Here is a 17,069-nt window from a genome sequence, read left to right on the forward strand (position 1 = left end):
TTCTCACGGCCTCCTCCGGGATCCCGAGGACCTTGGCGACGGATCCCCGCCCCCGCCCCTCCGCGAACATGTCGGCGGCGAGCTCCCTGAGCTTGCGGTCGTGCCTGCACCGCAGGTCGACGTGCATGGAAAGCCTCCCATCTCTCGGACTTTTATTTCCATGTCCAAGATTTGGGGCGCAGTTCAGTGTTGAGGCGGCCGGGGCCCTGCGTGTGTCGGGGGCGGGTCCGCAAAGGAGGCCGCCCGCCCGGGATGTGCTCCGCATTTCCGGTATTAGGTCCCCTCTGGCGGGACCCGGTCAGCAGGGCGCCTTCCGCATCCCCTCCAACTGGGTTTTTGCCCCGCGCGCAGGTGCCCATTTTCCGGGGTCGTTGTTAAGGGCGCCTAATACCGTCGTAGAGGAGCGGCTCGGGGTGGCGCAACGACCGCGCCCCTGTGCGGCGGTCGGCTGCCGCACAGGGGCGCGTACTCCGGAAGCTGTGTATATAAGAGTGGGACTTCGCCGTCAGCTCTCGGCGGGCTGCGCGACGCCCTCGGTCATGCGGCGGTGGATCTCGCAGATGCCGCGCAGGGTGAGCAGCGGGTCCACGACGTCAAAGGCGTCGGTCGCCTGGGCGACCGTGCCCGCGAGGCCGCCGGTCGCGATCACGCGCGCGTCCGGCGCGCCGAGCTCGGTCTTGATGCGCGCCACGAGCCCCTCCGCCATGCAGGCGGTTCCCGTCACGATGCCGTTTTGCACCGCCTCGATGGTGTTGCGCCCGATGATGTGGTCGGGCGTCTCGAGCGACACGCTGCCGAGCTGCGCCGCGCGCGCCACGAGCGCATCCATGGATATGCGGATGCCCGGCGCGATGGTGCCGCCGATGTAGCTGCCCTGCGCGTCGACGACGTCGATGTTCGTCGCGGTTCCGAAGTCGACCACGATGGCAGGCGAGCCGTAGAAGGCAGCCGCAGCCACGGCGTTGGCGATGCGGTCGGCGCCGACCTCGAGGGGGTTGTCGGCCTTCACCGACGTGACAGCCGCCGTGTCGCGCCCGACTGCCAGAAACGCGCTGCCGAGCTGGCGCGCCACACCCTCCCACTCGCGGGTGAGCTGTGGGACCACGCCGGCGAACGCGATGGCGTCCACGCAGGCGAGACCGAGCCCGTACATGCGGAAGTAGCCCTGCAGGCGCACGTTGATCTCGTCTTTCGTGAACGTGCGGTCGGTGGGCATGCGCCAAGAATGCACGAGCTCGTCGCCATCGAACAGGCCGAGTGCGGTCTGGGTGTTGCCCATGTCAACTGCGAGAACCATGTGCCATCCAATCAAAGGAAAGACGCGGCGCGGCGCCGCGCGGGTGTGTACCGTTTCGCTGGAGCGTCAATCTTAAATAGGCCGACGCATTCCTCCAGGCTTTCGCCCATTGTATACTTGGCAGTTGGCAAATACCGGTACTCAATGTGTCTGATTTCCTGCTTGGAGTAGGTATGAACAAAAAGGCAAAGCGCCGCCTCGTCGTCGTGGGCGGCATCGTGGTCATCGCCATGCTCGTGATCGTGGCCATCGCCGGCAGCGGCGGCTCCGCGTCGTCGCTTTCCATCGGCGATGTGCTGGGCGGCGGATACGAGGGCAAGAAGGTCCAGGTATCCGGCTCGGTGGTCGCCGACTCGCTTACGAGTGAGGGGTCCCGCGCCATCTTCGAGATCGCGCCCGAGGACGGCGACGCCGCGCAGGAGCTCACCGTGAGCTACGACGGCGCGCTGCCCGCGACGTTCGGCACGGGCGTGGTGGCCATCTGCACCGGCACGGTGACCGATGGGATGCTGAACGCCACCGAGATGGTCACGAAGTGCCCATCGAAGTACGAGAGCGCCGAGGGATCGCTCACCGTCAAGGGCCTGCTCGACCAGGGAGAGGCCATGGTCGGCAAGGACACCAAGGTCTGCGGCTACGTGCGCGGCGACATCCAGGCGGTCGACGCCGACTACCGCTTCGAGATCGAGTCGCAGGGCGCCACGCTGAAGGTCCGCTACGACGGCGGTCTCGACGAGAACATCGTCGACGGCTGCGCCGTGGTCATCACGGGCTCGCTCGGTGAAGACGGCACCTTCACCGCCGCCGAGCAGCCCGCTATCGACGAGGCGGTCTCCGAATAGCACGCGCCATCATGTACCTATGCGAGCCCGTCCCGGTTTCGGGGCGGGCTTTACGGATGAAGGGGGAATCATCCCGATGATGTCTACACTTGGAAACGCGCTGCAGATCCTGGCGCTCGTCATCGCGCTCGTGTCCGCGGTCTGCCTGTTCGCGGGCGTGAAGCGCCGCCGCGAGAGCCTGGTGAACCTGGGCTATATCCTCGTGTTCGCCAACGCGCTGCTGCTCACGGCCTGCATCGGCATCATTCTCGTGTGCCTTTTGACCGAGAACTACAGCCTTGCCTACGTGGTGTCGAACTTCCCGAAGACCGACAGCACCCTGAAGCCGCTCTACCAGGTGTCGGCCGTGTGGGCCGGGCGTCAGGGCTCGCTGCTTTTGTGGACCTGGCTCATCTCGATCTACGCTGCCGTGGTGGCGTGGCGCCGCATGCGCGTGACCGACGACCTTTCCTCGGCGGCGCTCGGCGTGACGGAGGTCATCTGCGCCCTCTTCACCGCGACGCTCGTCTTCTCCGAGTCCAACAACCCCTTCATGGCGACCGCGCCGGAGTACCTGAACGCCGACGGCACACTCGTCTCGCCCGTGGGCGGCATGAACCCGCTGCTCATGCACTGGGCCATGATTCTGCACCCGCCTGCGACCTTTGTCGGCTACGCCGGCGCCACGCTGCCGTTCGCCTACGCCATGGCGGCCCTCATCTGCGGCGACATGTCCGCGCGCTGGGTTGAGCTCACCGACCGCATCGCGGTGTTCTCCTTCATCTTCCTGACGATCGGCATGGCGCTCGGCGCCGTGTGGGCCTACGTCGTGCTCGGCTGGGGCGGCTTCTGGGCATGGGACGCTGTGGAGAACGCGAGCCTGTTCAGCTGGCTCACCGCCGTGGCCATGATCCACAGCTTCACGATGTACCGCAAGCACGGCTGCTTCAAGCGCTGGAGCATGTTCGCCGCCACGCTGACGTTCATCTTCGTGGTGCTTGGCACCTTCATCACCCGCTCGGGCCTCGTGCAGTCGGTGCACGCCTTCGCCGAGGACCCGGTGTCCACCTACTTCTTCTTGGGCATCATGGTGCTCTCCGGCCTCGCCTTTCTCATCGGCCTGCTCTATCGCCACGGCTCGTATGAGGATAACGACGAGATCGAGTCCATGATCTCCAAAAACGGCTCGTACTACCTGACGAACATCGTGATGGTCGTCGCGGCGATCCTCTGCGCCTACCTCACCGTGTCGAGCTCGCTGCCCGGCATCCTGCCGCTCGGCGGCCAGGTGATCGCGGCGGGCGCCTACAACGCCGTGGCGCGCCCGGTGGGCACGCTTTTCTGCCTGCTCATGGCCGTCTGCCCCATGCTCGGCTGGCGCAAGACCGACGGTGCGGCCTTCGCGCGCAACATGCGCGTGCCGGCGGTGCTCGGCGCGGTGCTCTTCTGCGCGCTCATGGCGCTGTTCGTGACGAAGTTCGCCCCGCTTTACGACCAGATCGTGGCGGATGGGGGAGACGCCGCGGCTGCGCTTACCGAACAGGGCCCCAAGGCGTACTACTTCGCGCTCACGGTGGCGGCCTTCCTCGCAGCGGCCCTGTTGTTCGCGAGCTCCGCCTACCTGCTGGCGCGCGGCGTGTCGGCCCGCATGCGCAACAAGGGCGACAACCCGGTCATGGCTGTCTTCAACCTGTTCCGCCACTCGCCGGCGCAGGCGGGCGGCTACCTCACGCACCTCGGCGTGGCCATCGTGCTCGTGGGCCTTGTGGGCTCGTCGATGTACGTGCGCGAGGTTACGCTCAACCTGGATGCCACCGAGGGCCAAAGCGCGCAGGTGGGCGCCTACGAGCTCGAGTTCACCGGCACCTCCGAGTACGCCGACGCGAACGACAACATGATCAAGCAGGTCGACATCGACGTGTACGACGCTGCCTCGGGGGCTGCGCTCGGACACATCTCGCCCTCTATGGAGGCCTCTGCCAGCAACACCGGCCAGCAGACGCTGCATGCGAGCGTGCTGAGCTTCCCGCTCGAGGACCTCTTCGTGGCGTTCCAGGGCCTGAACGCCGACGGGTCGCTCTCCATCCACGTGAAGGTGAACCCGCTCATCATGCTCAACTGGATCGGCGCGGGCGTGGCCGTGCTCGGCATCGTGCTCGCGTTCGCCCCGCGCCGCGCCACGCCGCTGCTGGCGGCCGACGATCGTGCGCGCGAGGAGGGTGCTTCCCATGCCGCGTGAGGCGCGGGGCGCGGGTAGTGCGGCCGGTGCGGGTAGCGCCGCCCGCGCGTGCGCGTCCGAGCTTGCCGTCGAGGCGCACGGCCTGATCAAGCAGTTCGGGGCGCGCCGTGGACTCGACGGCGTGGACCTGGCGGTGCCCGCGGGCGCCTTCCTCTCCATTTTCGGGCCGAACGGCGCGGGCAAGACGACGCTTCTGCGCATGCTCGCGCTGCTGTCGCGCCCTACGCGCGGCAGCCTGCGCATCCTCGGGGTCGACGCGTTGGAGGAGCCCGATGCCCTCCGTTCGCGCATCGGCCTCATCTCGCACAAGTCCATGCTCTACGGCGACCTGACGGCGCGCGAGAACCTCGAGTTCTTCAGCTCGCTCTACGAGGGCGAACCCAACCGCGAGCGGATCGACGAGCTGCTGCGCCTGGTGGAGCTCGATCACCGCGCCAACGACTGCGCGCGCACGTTCTCGCGCGGCATGCAGCAGCGCCTCTCCATCGCCCGAGCGCTCGTGATGGACCCTGATCTCGTGCTGCTCGATGAGCCGTACTCCGGCCTCGACCCGCACGCGGCTGAGCTCTTCGACGAGCTCATCGGCCGGGTGCGCGACGGCCGCACGTTCATCATGGTGAGTCACGATTTGGAGAAGGGCTACCAGATGTGCACGCATGCGCTCATCCTGGCGCGCGGCCAGGTGGTAGTCTGCGCCGAGAAGGACCAGATCGACGCGGGGGCGTTTCGCGACCTGTACCTTGCGACCGTGGGAATGGGGGTGGCCTGATATGGCGTGCCCGTCGTCGTTTTCGCAATACCGAGCCCTGCTCATGAAAGACATCCGGGCGGAGTTGCGCACCCGCGAGATGCTCACCTCAATGGCCGTCTACGCGCTGCTCGTGCTAACGATCTACGGCGCGGCACTCGCGCAGGTGGGCGATACGCTGCAGGTCATCCAATTCGCCGGCGGCCTGCTCTGGGCGCTCATCGTGTTCACGAGCCTGCTCGGCCTGAATCGCAGCTTCTCGCACGAGACAGAGTCGGGCTGCCTGGAGGGGATCCTTCTGGCGCCCATCGACCGCGCCGTGGTGTTTTTGGCGAAGGCCACCTCGAACCTGCTGTTTCTGGCGGTGGTCGAGGTTATCGTGCTGCCGCTGTTCTTTCTGTTCTTCCTGTCTGGGGCAGAGCTCGCCGCGACGACGCCCATGATCGCGCTGCCGCTGTTTGTGGGCACCGTCGGCGTGGCGGGCGTGGGCACACTGCTCTCCACGATGACGATCGACACGCGCGGGCGCGACGTGCTGTTGGCGATCCTCTTCATCCCGGTGATCTTCCCGCTGCTATACGCCTGCGTGTCGGCCACGACCGTGGCATTTCTGGGCGTGGAGGGCACGTTCGGGACGTTTTGGACCTCCTGCGCGGTCGCTGCGGTCTACGACGTGATCATGATCGCCACCGCCTGGGGTCTCTACGAGTTTGTGGTCGACGCGTAGGAGGCGCGGACAGCGGGGCTGCTCGCGGGTGCCGTGTCGCCGCATGGGCGCCTGCGTCGGGCAAATCGGCTACTATAGAGCCGTTATGTTCATACGAGATAACTTCGTAAGGGAGGATACCGTTGAACAGTCCTTCAACCCATACCGGGGCACGAGGCACGCTGGAGCGCCTGCTGCCGGTTGCGCTCATCGTGGGTGCCGTGCTCGTTGCCGTCGACGTCGTGTGGACGTTCACGCTCGCCCCGCTCGTGCAGGGCGCGCAGCTCTCCGAGCCGACGGTGATCGGCGGCATGCAGGTGACGACGAAGCTTTTGCTGTCGCAGAAGATCTTCTACCTGCACGTGCCGGTGGCCGTCGCATCGTTTGCCGTCATGGCGTTCGCGGCCTTCTTCGCCGTGCGCTTCCTCATGACGAAGGACCGCGCCTACGATGTGCGCTCCAAGACCGCCATGGAGGTCGTGCTCGTGTTCATCGTCGCCACGATGATCTCCGGCGACTTGTGGACGTACTTCGAGTGGGGCGTCTGGTGGGTGTGGGAGCCGCGCCTGACGACGTACTTCATCCTGATGCTGCTCGTGATCGGCTACTTCATCCTACGCAACGCCATCGACGACCCCGAGCGCCGTGCACGCTTCTGCGCCGTGTTCGGCATCGTGGCGTTCATCGACGCGCCCATCTCGTTCATGATCACGCGTCTGGTGCCGAGCTCCATCCATCCGGTAGTGTTCAGGACCGACTCCGGCCTGCCGCCGATGATGCTCATCCCGTTTCTGCTCGGCTTGTTCGGCATGCTGCTCGTCGCCTTCGCGCTCTATCGCATCGCGCACCGCATCAACGCCGATGCGCTTGAGGTCGAGGAGCTGAAGCGCGCTCTCGAGGAGCAGGACGCTCAGGCGAGCCGCGCTGCCGCCGACGAGGCACTCGGGCGTCTGCGCGCCACGGGTGCGCACATGATGGCGGGCGATGCCGATGCCGCGCCGGCAGATGACGACAGCGCCACGCCAAGGCATGATGCCACTGCAACCGATGTCTCTCAGGCTAAGGAGGACTAGCCATGGATCCGATTCTTGCTGAGGTCTACTCGACCGTTCTGCCCGCCGCTCCGTATGTCATCGGTGCGTATGTGGGCATCTGGCTCGTGCTGATGGTGTACGTGCTGGTGCTCTCGCGCCGGGCGAAGCACACGTCCGATGACATCGAGACGCTGCGCGAGGCGCTCAAGCGTCGTGAGGAGAAGGACGCGCGATAGGCCGCATGCCCGGCCTTTCTGCAATGTGACGGAAATGTGAAGGTTTCTTCTGCACCTAACGAAAACCTTGCAGAGAGGGCATCGGGTTCGTAATATATCTTCTTGCGCGAAGGCGCAACCAGACATTGCGGGGTGGAGCAGTCTGGTAGCTCGCCGGGCTCATAACCCGGAGGTCGTAGGTTCAAATCCTGCCCCCGCGACCAAGAACTTGCAGCTCGGAGGTCATTTGGCCTCCGAGTTTTTTTTTCGTTCCAATAGGCCTAGATATACATCAGGATGTACGTATACAGCTTCGGCGGCCGCCGGGCACGCTTCCCGACGACCGCCGATAAGATCAGCCACTTAGTCCGACCGTGTACTCAACTTCGCTCACGTCTCAAGTCTCACGAGTCTGCACCGGTACACGTTTCGTGCGAACGCTGCGGCGTTGCTGCCGAGGAGCGCCCCCCCCGGCCTACTCCAGCAGCCAATCAACGAGGTTGCGCTGTTCAATGCCGTTATGGTCCGTCGCACCGATGCGGTCCAGGGTGAGCAGCGTCTTGGGGTAGGCGTCCCCCAGCAGCTCGAGTGGACGCAGCTCACGACGCAGCGTCGCCTCGTCCAGTACGGACAGCGCGACCTGGTAATAATGCGGCTTGCCCTCGCGTTCGGCAACGAAGTCGATCCCCAAATCTCCCACGCGCCCTACGCGCGCCGTGTGGTAGCGCCGCAGCAGCTCTAGGTACACGACGTTTTCCACACGGTGTCCGAGGTCGCTGCCGTCACGTCCGAGCAGCAGATGTCTGAAGCCAAGGTCGCCGAGATAGTATTTGCCCCCCTGCTGCAGCAGGCGCCGACCCTTGGCATCATAGGGGTCGGCCTTGAAGATGAGGTAACACTCCATGAGCGCGTCGAGGTACTCGCCGACGGTGGTCGGGGAGACTTTTGAGCCGTTGGCCGTCAGCGTGTCCGCAATCGTTTTGAGCGAGAAGCGATTTCCCACGTTATCGGCGAGAAAGGCGAGAAGCGCGCGCAGGACTGGCATGCTGATGCGGGGGTGCCGCGTTGCCACGTCTTTGACGAGGATGGTGTTGAGCACGCCGTCAAGGTACTCGGACACGTCCTCGGTGGGCAGCAGGGAGGCGTACGGCATGCCCCCCAGCGAGAGATAGCTGTTGAGCAGCTCGGTGTCGTCCGCGCCCTCCGCAAAGGCGCAGCGGGCGCCGCGATACTCCGCGAACGAGAGCGGCAGGAGCCGGAACTCAACATAACGGCCGGTAAGCAACGTGGCAAGCTCGCTTGAGAGCAGATCGGAGTTCGAGCCGGTGATGTAAACGTCGCAGTCTTCGCGTGCGTACAGCGCGTCGACTGCTCGCTCGAAGCCCTTGATGCGCTGGGGTTCGTCGATAAACACGTAGCAGCTCGGGTAGCCGATGCGGGCGACGGCGCAATCGTAGAGCTCCTGCGGCGTGGTGGGAGCGGCAAAGCCCATGCGCTCAAGATCGATCGAGACGATCGATCCTTCGCTCACGCCGGATTCGACAAGGGCTTGCTGGGCCAGCTTGAGCGCGGTTGACTTGCCGCAGCGCCTCAGGCCGGTCACCACTTTGATGACGTCACGGTCCTTCCAGCGGAGAAGCCATTCGGTTGCCTGGGGGCGCGGGACGATGACTGGCTGGTTTGTCATGGGCGAGTCCAATCTGTCCAACCAAATAGATAAACTAAGAAAACATCCTTATTGTATCCATCTGTCTAGACGAATAGCCGTAAACTGGAAAATCTATCCAACAAACTGGATGTATTAAGGCGTGGAATCAGCCTTGCGGCGCATCACATATCGCCTACGTGTATTGCTCTGACATACTTCCAGGGGGGGGCAGCACGGAGCTCACTGAGCTGGCCGAGGTGCCGATAAGAACCATCCGGCAGTACGAGCGGCGGCAAAAGGGCGCCTCAGAAGCGGCGGCGCACACTGTGGTCCGCTTGGCGCGGGCGCTCTCGTGCCCATCGCGGCACTGCTCTACAACCGGAAGTTCGACGAGGCTTTTTCGCATCAAGTAAACGTGGCGTGGTGATTATGAGGCCTGCGGCACCGCGGTCGTTCCCGCCGATGGCGCAGGTGTAGACGTCCATCGTCATGCTCGACGCCTTGTGGCCGATGCCGTGCTCGACGAAGTGTGCGCGCTGCCGTCTCGAGAAGCCGTGCGGGTCACGGAGCTCCTTATGACGACTCATCGGCGTTGTGGCTATCGTCTTTCCTGCAACATTTGCGGCAGAACGCTGGCATCGATTACAAAAGTATTGCGAATCATTACCAAAACTCATCAAGTACTCTCAAAGCTTTATGACAAATTACAAGAGACGATTCAAATAAACCGTGTTGAAGACGCCACAGTCATTCCATCGGCGCTATGCCGCATCCGCCGAGCTCATAACCCGAAGGTCGTAGGTTCAAATCCTGTCCCCGCGACCAAGAACATCAGGGTCATCGGACAAGTCCGGTGGCTTTTTTGGAGGCGGAAGACATGCCGTTCGCCGCGATATGCGGGTTTTCGGTTCTTGCTGGGGAAGGCGATGGATGGACATCGAATCGCCCTATTCCCGGAGTCGAAAAGCCTCCTCGATGTGGCGCCGGGGCAAAAGGGGTGCGATGGGCTTCTGGTTGAGGTTGAACCGCTCGTGTTGCCGGCGGGCTATTGCCCATGCGAGGGCGTAACGGGCGTGCCCTTGCCTCCTTTGCTTCCTGTTGCACCCTCATCTCTCGCCCGGTCCAATAGGTGCCGGATCCGCCAAGAGAAAAACTCGGGAGCTAGCATACCGCCAGCTTGATTTGCGCACGCGCCTGCGATCTCATAAGCCCGCTGCGCGGAACCGTCCCATCCTCCCTGCGCGAGCTCGCGGGAAATAACGGAGTCGAATACGTCGATCTCGACGCTTTGCGGTATGCCGCCCGAGACGATTCTGAGATCGCTATTTTCCCGAACGAGCCGTTTCCAAATTGCCGCTTGGGCTGCTCGGTCGACAGGTTGCGCATCTCGTATGAACTCATCAAGTCTATCGAGGGGGCGCCTGTTGTCCAGAAGCCACTGCTCAGCTGTATTCCGGATGCGCATCACCGTTGCGTCCGTGCGTGCCAGGGCGCAGGCGAGCGACATCGCAAGTATCTGGTGAGGCAGGTTGCCTGTCCAGATCCGTATCGAAGACTCCTGAGGAACATGTTCGTAAAACTGCTGCTGATGATTGTGAAAGCCTTCATTGACCGAGATTCCCCATCGCCCAAGCTGTGCCATTCGGGCGCATGCCGAAAGGTCGGAGATATCGCCAAACGTCAGACAGTCTTCAAAGGCCACGATGTTGTCCAGGGGGCATCTTTCAGCTTGTGCCGAACGCAGAGCCGCATACCAATTGGCATCGAGACATATTTCCAGCATGATGTATCGCATTCAATTTAAGAGTAGGCATCTGGCGAGTTGTAATTATAAGGCTCAATTCCGTTCAAGATCGGCGGCGCGGCGCCTTTGCCAGCCGGTTGCTTTCTATGTGGTACGTGCTTGAGATTGTTTCGAGGCTATCTGCAAGAGAACGAGAAGGCGCGCCGCAAAGAGTTGCCGTGATGAGGGCGACGGCGATTGCGGAGATGTGCCCGATGCGTTCTGCATAGATGTCCTCTTTTTTGTTATGGGCCAGACCGCTTCTGCTTATCGGGCCAAGTAATTGCGTTGCGGCGGTTGCGCTACAAAGAAGTTCGGACGGCTGTGCGACTCGAATGGTTGTATAGCCTCCGAGTTTCCTGTTTCTTCCGCAGGGTTTAGGCCAAGGCGCGCGCTCGCTGGCGCCGAGGCCGACATGGGAGCGCCCGGGTATCGAGTTCCAGGCATCATCAGAAATAGAACAGGTCCTCGAATTTCTTGTCCTGGGCGATGCAGATGACAAGGGCGAGCTTGGCCGTGGGGCTGAACTGGCCCGTCTCGATGGAGCTGATCGTGTTGCGGGACACGCCCACCATCTTGGCGAGTTGCGTCTGTGAGAGCCCTCGCGCGCGGCGCGCCTCCCTGAGGCGGTTTTTCAGTACCGGCGACTCCTTCACGGGCGCATGAGTCCCCGGTCGCGTAGAACCACAGCCATCCCAGAGAGAGGGTGGCGTACATGATCGCTATCAGAAGGGATTTCTTCTCCTTGGTTGCACTCCATCTGTACGCATTCGCGGCGGCGAGGTAACCGAGCTCTATGGCGAGCAGGTCATACGGCTCTTCGCCTTTGATCGCCATCCGGATGAAGGAGACCACGACAAGGACGGCTCCCATGCCGATCGCTCCCCAGGTGCTCGCTTGGTCTGCGATCCGGCGGTCGCGTTCGTCCAGCAACAGGTTGTCCTTGCGACTCTGGGACAGAATCTCTTCCCGGTCCATATCGGCCTCCAGATTACCATGTACTGGAAGCGGAAGGACCCTTGCGCGGAGGGCTTCCGGCGGCCCGAGAGCGGCTTTCGGTGGCGAACTCTCTCTGCGCCGTCGCTTTCCCTGTCGGGAGGGCGTCCTGGACCCACGCATCCCGTCAGGCCGCGATGTGAGTTCGGGCGGGGGCCCGGTAATGCGAACGGCCTGCTGCACGGTGCCGCCGGGGGCCCGCAGGCGCCCGCACGCCCCATGGGTGCGCGCGGGGTGTAGAGCTCTGCTACACTCGGGGATGAGGTTGGGGTCGAGCAGGGAGGAGGCGGGCGCGCCGCGTCGGGGCAAAAGCCGACGATTTCGGCGGCCCGGTATCGCCATGAGCAGATGTTCGCAGCGTTTTGCCGTCGTCGCTTCGATTTTGTGCGTGCTTGCCGCCCTGTGCGGATGCGTCCCGGCGGCCCATCAGGATGCGGGCTCGGTGACGGCAGGTTCCCGGTCGGGCTCGACGTCGGTTGCGGTTCCTGCGGTTACCGATTACGCCCAGGTGTCGAACTGGGCGTATCTCGAGACGGATGCCGCAGCGACGGATGCCGATGTCGACGTCTTCTTCGTCTGCCCCTCGACGTTCGAGGGAACGGATGACACCTTCAACATGCCGCTATCTGACGAGCAGGCCAAAGAGAGGTTCTTGGGTGCCGTCAACATGGAGAAGGGTATCTACGACCCGGATGGCACGGCAGGGGGCAATCGCTTTTTCGCCCCGTTCTACCAGCAGATCGGTTTCAACGTGTACGAGATGCCGGAGGAGGGGCGCGAGCCCTACCTGCAGATCGCCTACGCCGACGTGCGCGCGGCCTTTGAATACTTCTGCGCGCACTACAACGACGGTCGCCCCATCGTCTTGGCCGGTTTCTCCCAAGGCGCCGACCTGTGCATCCGCTTGATGAAGGACTGCTTCGACGACCCGGCGCTCCAAGATCGCCTCGTTGCCTGCTATGCGATCGGCTGGCGCGTGACCGAGGAGGAGGTCGAGAAGTTCCCTCAGCTCAAGATGGCCCAGGGCGAGAGGGACACGGGCGTGATCGTCTCGTTCAACAGCGAGTCGCCCGCCACGACGGGCTCGCTGCTGGTCCCCGCGGGGACCAAGACCCTCGCCATCAACCCGCTCAACTGGAAAACCGATGGCACGTTTGCCGACAAGGCCCTTAACGAGGGCGCATGCTTCACCGACCGCACGGGGGCGATCGTCGAGGAGGTGCCCCGGCTTACAGGTGCGTATATCGATGAGGAGCGCGGGACGCTGAAGGTGCCCGACGTGTCATCTGACGACTACACGCCGGGCCTTTCGATTTTCGAGCCCGGTGTGTTCCATCGATTCGACTTCCAGTTCTTCTACCGCAACCTGCAAAAGAACGTGAAGGACCGGACGGCTGCGTTTTTCTCCGAGCGGTAGGCGGGGCGACGGCGCGCCGTTCGGAGTGTAAATGCAACCGGTTGTCTAACTTTTCATTCCGCTGATTCCCGTTTGCTAAGATGGTGAAACCGCGTGACCGCGTCTCGGCCACGGCTAGATTGGGAGAAAGGGAGGCCAGCATGATGCATACGGTCGGCTTCTGGAAGGAGCGTACGCGCTCCCTGATTCTTTGCGGCGCATGCGCCTTGGGCGTCGCCACGGCGGCACTCGGCGTGATGGCCCAGCCCGCGCTGGGGCTCGACGTGGACGGCGAGCTTGCGGCGAGGACGAACGATGCCTATAACTTCAGCGCGAACGCCGAGACCATCCGTCTGCAGACGGCCGAAGACGTCCTGCCCTCTGCGTACGACCTGCGCGACCTCGGCGTGGTGACCCCCGTCAAGTTCCAGAATCCCTGGGGGACGTGCTGGGGCTTCGGGGCGATCGCGGCATCCGAGACGAGCATCCTGTCCGAGCGGGGCGAGACGTACGCCGACACCGGGCTGGACCTCTCCGAGCGCCATCTGGCCTATTTCACCTCGAACCACATCCCTGTGGGTTCCGACAGCTACGATAACCAGGGCGGCGAGGGCGGTTATAACGCGTTGACCGAGACGGATGCGCTTCTGGACCCGGTGACGGCGGAGGACCATCTGGGGTACCCGCTGGAAAACGCCACATATAACAGGACCGGATACTCGACGTATGCGACGTCTCTGTTCTCGAGCGGCATCGGCCCGGTGCGCGAATCGGTCGCGCCGTATAAAAACGACGAGGGGATCGTGGACAAGAGCGGCGTGTTCTGGTCCGATCAGGGCACCTGGTCGCTTGCCGAGAGCCTGAGGGGCACATCCGTCGCCGCGCTCGAGGAGTCCTACATCCTGCCCTCGCCCGCGACGCTGAGCAGCGACGGCGCCTCCTATACGTACAACGAGCTGGCCACGACCGCGATGAAGGAGCAGATTCTCGCGGGGCGCGCCCTGGCCGTCAGCTTCCATGGCGACCAGTCCATGCCCGGCCAGGCATCGGAGAACGCCTACATCAATCCCGAGACCTGGGCGCATTACACCTATGAGCCGGCTGTCCCCAACCACATGGTGACCATCGTGGGCTGGGACGACTCCTATTCCAAGGAGAACTTCAACGCGGAGCACCAGCCCCCTGCCGATGGCGCATGGATCGTCAAGAACAGCTGGGGCTCTGCGGACGGGGAGTTTCCCAACAAGTTCGCATGGGGCGACAACGGCTATTTCTACCTGTCGTATTACGACCAGTCCATCGTCACGGTCGAGGCCTTTGACTTCGATGTGACCGGGCGAGAGACGGACCTGAACGGTCAGTACATCGTCAACCAGTACGACTACCTGCCGACGGAGCAGGCGAACGCCTTGCACTACGACGGCGAGGCGAGCGCGGCCAACGTGTTCACCGCCGCCGAGCCGCAGGACTTGACGAGCCTTTCGTGCGAGACCTCCACGCCTCAGACCAAGGTGACCTACGAGGTGTACCGCCTTGCCGACGATGCCGCCGACCCCACCGATGGCGAACTGGCGCTGACGCTCGAGGAGACCTACGAGTTCGGCGGATACCATCTGGTCGCGATCCCCGAAGCCGACCGCGCCAAGCTGCACTTCGACGAGGGTGAGCGCTTCTCGGTGGTCGTGACCATGCAGGGTCCCGACGGTTATTACATCCTCGCGCAGGCCGCATTCAATGAGGCCTACAGGGGTCGGGTCATCAGCCAGCTGGAGCAGCAGGAGGAGTCCACGCACGCCTTGAGGAGCCAGCTCGTCAATCAGCTGGAGACGGAGTACCGCGAGCAGAACCCGGACGCGACCGACGAGGATGTCGACTCCTATCTCGCCACGAAGGGGGAGTGGCTCGCCACGGCGACCCACGATGCCATCCAGCTGCAGGTGCCCGGGTATTTCAAGGGCGTTGTGAATGCCGGCGAGAGCTTCATGATGGTCTCGGGCGAATGGTCGGACTGGTCCGACATGACCGAGGGGACTTCGGAGGCGCTGGGCGGTGTCATCGACATCGACAACCCCTCCATCAAGGCGTACGCCGTGCCGGCCGATGGGCCGTATTCCGATGTGCCGGCGGACGCTTGGTACCACGATGCGGTCATCCGCGCGACCGAGCTCGGCATCATGGGCGGCTACGGCGACGGCGTGTTCGGGCCCGAGCACGAGCTCACGCGCGAGCAGGCCGCCATGGTCCTGTGGAACGCGCTGGGCGAGGGCGCAACGGATGCCCCGGCTGCCGACCTTCCCGATGTCGCGCAGGGCGAGTGGTATTCCAACGCGGTCAACTGGGCCGTGGAGGGCAAGCTCATCAACGGGTACGACGGCTCCGACAAGTTCGGCGTGGGCGATCCCCTCACGCGCGAGCAGTTCGCGCGCATTATCGCCAACGCTGCCGGCGCCGACCTCTCCGAACAGGACACCTCGGTGCTCGATAGCTATGTGGACGGCGACGCTGTGACCGATTGGGCTCGTCCGGCTGTGGCCTGGGCCACAGAGACCGGCGTGATTGGCGGTGTCGAGGGCGAGGACGGCACGCTCACGCTCGATGCCGTGCGCGACGTCACGCGTGCCGAGATGGCGAAGATGATTCTGAACGCCATCGACGCGGGCGTGTTGGCCAAGGGCTGACCGCCGGCGTCCCTGCGACCGTAAGGGGCATGCGCCGCCGTGGATGATGGCGGCGCCCCACATGTTGTGCGGCCTCCCGTCCGAATCAGGACGGGAGGCCGCATGCGTATCAAGAGCTCGCTTGCGCCCGCCGTGATGGCGTGGGCACAGGGCGTCTCGCGGCGCGATCGCCGGGTCGTGACGCTCGCTTCGGGGTGGGAGCCGCCTTCACCGTCTGCTACGTGCGCTGCGCGCCCGGAGGCCCTGCGGGTTCGTTTTGGGCGAAAAGGCTATGGGTTGCATCGGCCGCATGGGCTGAAGCCTTGCGCTATGGCCTCGTCGCGGGTCCCAGAGAAGGGCTGCTTGTTCTTATCGCTCATCTGCTTGACCGACGAGCAGCCGGGAAGGTGGAACTTCCCGGTGTTGGTGTTGAGGATGTAGGTCGCGTCCGCGGGTTCGGACGCCGCGGGGGTCGATGCGTCGGCGGGGGCTGCGGGTGCGGTTTCGCTGGGTGCCGGGGTCTCGACGCTCGTGGAGGTCCATCCGGTGTGAGATGCACCGGTGTAGTCGATCTCGTAGCCGTTCGCGGCGTTGAAGACGAACACGCGCTCGTCGATGGAGCCGTCGTCGGATCGCATGTCGACCCATACGCCCCGGGCGATGAGCTCGTCTGCCTCGTAGACGGGCTCGACGCGGTAGTAGAGCCAGCCGTCCGGATGGGAATCGAGGTAGTCGCGGGCGCGGGTCTCGCAATAGGCCATGCCGCCCTGGTTGTCGCGCTGTCCGACGTTTTGGGTGCGCGTGCCGGTGATGAGGTTCTCCGCGACATAGTCGCCGCCGAGCGAGTCGGCGAGCAGGTGCGACCGGTTCCAGAGGTAACCGCGGTAGTCGCGCTCGGTGATGCCGGGGATGGTGGAGATCAGGTTATCGGACGGCCAGCCTGACGGGTCGATATCGGAGGTGCCGCCATCGTCGCGATCGTCCGCACGGGCGGCGGCGCGCTGCGCGCTCGTGATGCATGCGGTCACCCCCGTCGCGCGCCCGAGGGAATCGAGCGGGCCGTACGATTCGCATCCTGGCTGCACGCCGGCATCATATGCGGCGGTGCCCGTTATGGCGTAGTAGTCGGGATACAGCGAGGCGTCCCAGGCGAGATAGCCCGCGGCGGGCGACGTGGCGGGCTCGGGCTCAGGTTCGGGCTCCGAGTCCTTGTCCGCTTGCGCAGTCGCAGCGGGAAGCAGGGGTGCAGGGTCGCTGCCCGGTGCCTGCGCCGAAGGCGCAGGTCCCCCTGATGCGGCGATGGCGGATCCCGTCGATGGTTCTCCGGGGGCATCGGCGCCCGTGTCGGTGCAGCCGGATAAGGCGAGCGCGAGGGAGATCGCGACAGCTATGAGAAGACGGACCGCCGACATAGCGCCCCCTCTGCCGATGTAACCATTGGTTGAATTGTACCCCCGATGGGCGGTTAGGGGGTCGTTCGGCTGCGGTGGGGGCGGATGCCGCCGGGGGCGCGGACGCGTGTCTAGTAC

At 64.1% G+C, this 17,069-nt stretch carries 13 protein-coding genes, 1 tRNA gene and 1 pseudogene; 9 read left to right on the plus strand and 6 right to left on the minus strand.

The features are described from left to right. Positions 1 to 505 precede the first annotated feature (505 nt). On the minus strand, positions 506 to 1,297 hold the full coding sequence (locus H6A21_RS09960) for a type III pantothenate kinase (RefSeq protein ID WP_204562590.1): 792 nt from the start codon (positions 1,295 to 1,297) through the stop codon (positions 506 to 508). 173 nt (positions 1,298 to 1,470) lie between these two features. Between H6A21_RS09960 and H6A21_RS09965 the strand changes: the two genes are divergently transcribed. The 7 genes from H6A21_RS09965 (at position 1,471) to H6A21_RS09995 (ending at position 7,284) form a co-directional block, all read left to right on the plus strand. Then, entirely contained in the window at positions 1,471 to 2,139 is a 669-nt protein-coding gene (locus tag H6A21_RS09965; RefSeq protein ID WP_204562591.1) for a cytochrome c maturation protein CcmE, read from the plus strand. A 76-nt stretch (positions 2,140 to 2,215) separates the two neighbouring features. Beyond that, a complete protein-coding gene (locus tag H6A21_RS09970) occupies positions 2,216 to 4,357 on the plus strand; it encodes a heme lyase CcmF/NrfE family subunit (protein WP_204562592.1) in 2,142 nt (713 codons plus the stop codon). Further along, positions 4,347 to 5,126 (plus strand): ABC transporter ATP-binding protein, encoded by a 780-nt coding sequence (locus H6A21_RS09975; protein WP_204562593.1) that lies wholly within the window; start codon positions 4,347 to 4,349, stop codon positions 5,124 to 5,126. Before H6A21_RS09970 ends, H6A21_RS09975 begins: the two co-directional genes overlap by 11 nt. Before the next feature lies 1 nt (position 5,127). Further along, positions 5,128 to 5,832, plus strand: a complete 705-nt coding sequence (locus H6A21_RS09980; RefSeq protein WP_204562594.1) for a heme exporter protein CcmB — start codon at positions 5,128 to 5,130, stop codon at positions 5,830 to 5,832. Between the two features lie 122 nt (positions 5,833 to 5,954). After that, positions 5,955 to 6,884, plus strand: coding sequence for a cytochrome c biogenesis protein CcsA (gene ccsA / locus H6A21_RS09985; RefSeq protein ID WP_204562595.1), 930 nt, complete (start codon positions 5,955 to 5,957; stop codon positions 6,882 to 6,884). A 2-nt stretch (positions 6,885 to 6,886) separates the two neighbouring features. Continuing rightward, entirely contained in the window at positions 6,887 to 7,081 is a 195-nt protein-coding gene (locus H6A21_RS09990; protein WP_204562596.1) for a hypothetical protein, read from the plus strand. 126 nt (positions 7,082 to 7,207) lie between these two features. After that, positions 7,208 to 7,284: transfer RNA gene (locus H6A21_RS09995), tRNA-Met, on the plus strand. 251 nt (positions 7,285 to 7,535) lie between these two features. On the opposite strand, the gene H6A21_RS10000 is transcribed toward H6A21_RS09995, so the two are convergent. The 4 genes and pseudogenes from H6A21_RS10000 to H6A21_RS11335 form a co-directional block, all read right to left on the minus strand. Next, positions 7,536 to 8,747 carry an ATP-binding protein gene (locus tag H6A21_RS10000; RefSeq protein ID WP_204562597.1) on the minus strand — a complete coding sequence of 404 codons (1,212 nt, stop codon included), beginning with the start codon at positions 8,745 to 8,747 and terminating at the stop codon, positions 7,536 to 7,538. Positions 8,748 to 9,753: 1,006 nt separating this feature from the next. After that, positions 9,754 to 10,491, minus strand: a complete 738-nt coding sequence (locus H6A21_RS10005; RefSeq protein ID WP_204562598.1) for a DUF3658 domain-containing protein — start codon at positions 10,489 to 10,491, stop codon at positions 9,754 to 9,756. A 449-nt stretch (positions 10,492 to 10,940) separates the two neighbouring features. Next, positions 10,941 to 11,147, minus strand: coding sequence for a helix-turn-helix transcriptional regulator (locus H6A21_RS10010; RefSeq protein ID WP_342636101.1), 207 nt, complete (start codon positions 11,145 to 11,147; stop codon positions 10,941 to 10,943). Between the two features lie 34 nt (positions 11,148 to 11,181). Then, positions 11,182 to 11,829, minus strand: a pseudogene (locus H6A21_RS11335) (DUF6442 family protein); the annotation flags it as partial. A 100-nt stretch (positions 11,830 to 11,929) separates the two neighbouring features. Between H6A21_RS11335 and H6A21_RS10015 the strand changes: the two are divergent. Both H6A21_RS10015 and H6A21_RS10020 read left to right on the plus strand, forming a co-directional pair. Continuing rightward, positions 11,930 to 12,904 (plus strand): DUF3089 domain-containing protein, encoded by a 975-nt coding sequence (locus tag H6A21_RS10015; protein ID WP_204562599.1) that lies wholly within the window; start codon positions 11,930 to 11,932, stop codon positions 12,902 to 12,904. A 140-nt stretch (positions 12,905 to 13,044) separates the two neighbouring features. Further along, complete coding sequence (locus tag H6A21_RS10020; protein ID WP_204562600.1) at positions 13,045 to 15,561, plus strand: S-layer homology domain-containing protein; 2,517 nt, start codon at positions 13,045 to 13,047, stop codon at positions 15,559 to 15,561. A gap of 269 nt (positions 15,562 to 15,830) precedes the next feature. Here H6A21_RS10020 and H6A21_RS10025 read toward each other — a convergent pair whose 3' ends face one another. Beyond that, positions 15,831 to 16,952: a DNA/RNA non-specific endonuclease gene (locus tag H6A21_RS10025; RefSeq protein ID WP_204562601.1), complete on the minus strand. Its 1,122-nt coding sequence runs from the start codon at positions 16,950 to 16,952 to the stop codon at positions 15,831 to 15,833. Between the last annotated feature and the right edge of the window lie 117 nt (positions 16,953 to 17,069).

It is taken from the genome of Collinsella tanakaei, from assembly GCF_016902615.1.
GTDB lineage: Bacteria > Actinomycetota > Coriobacteriia > Coriobacteriales > Coriobacteriaceae > Collinsella > Collinsella tanakaei_A.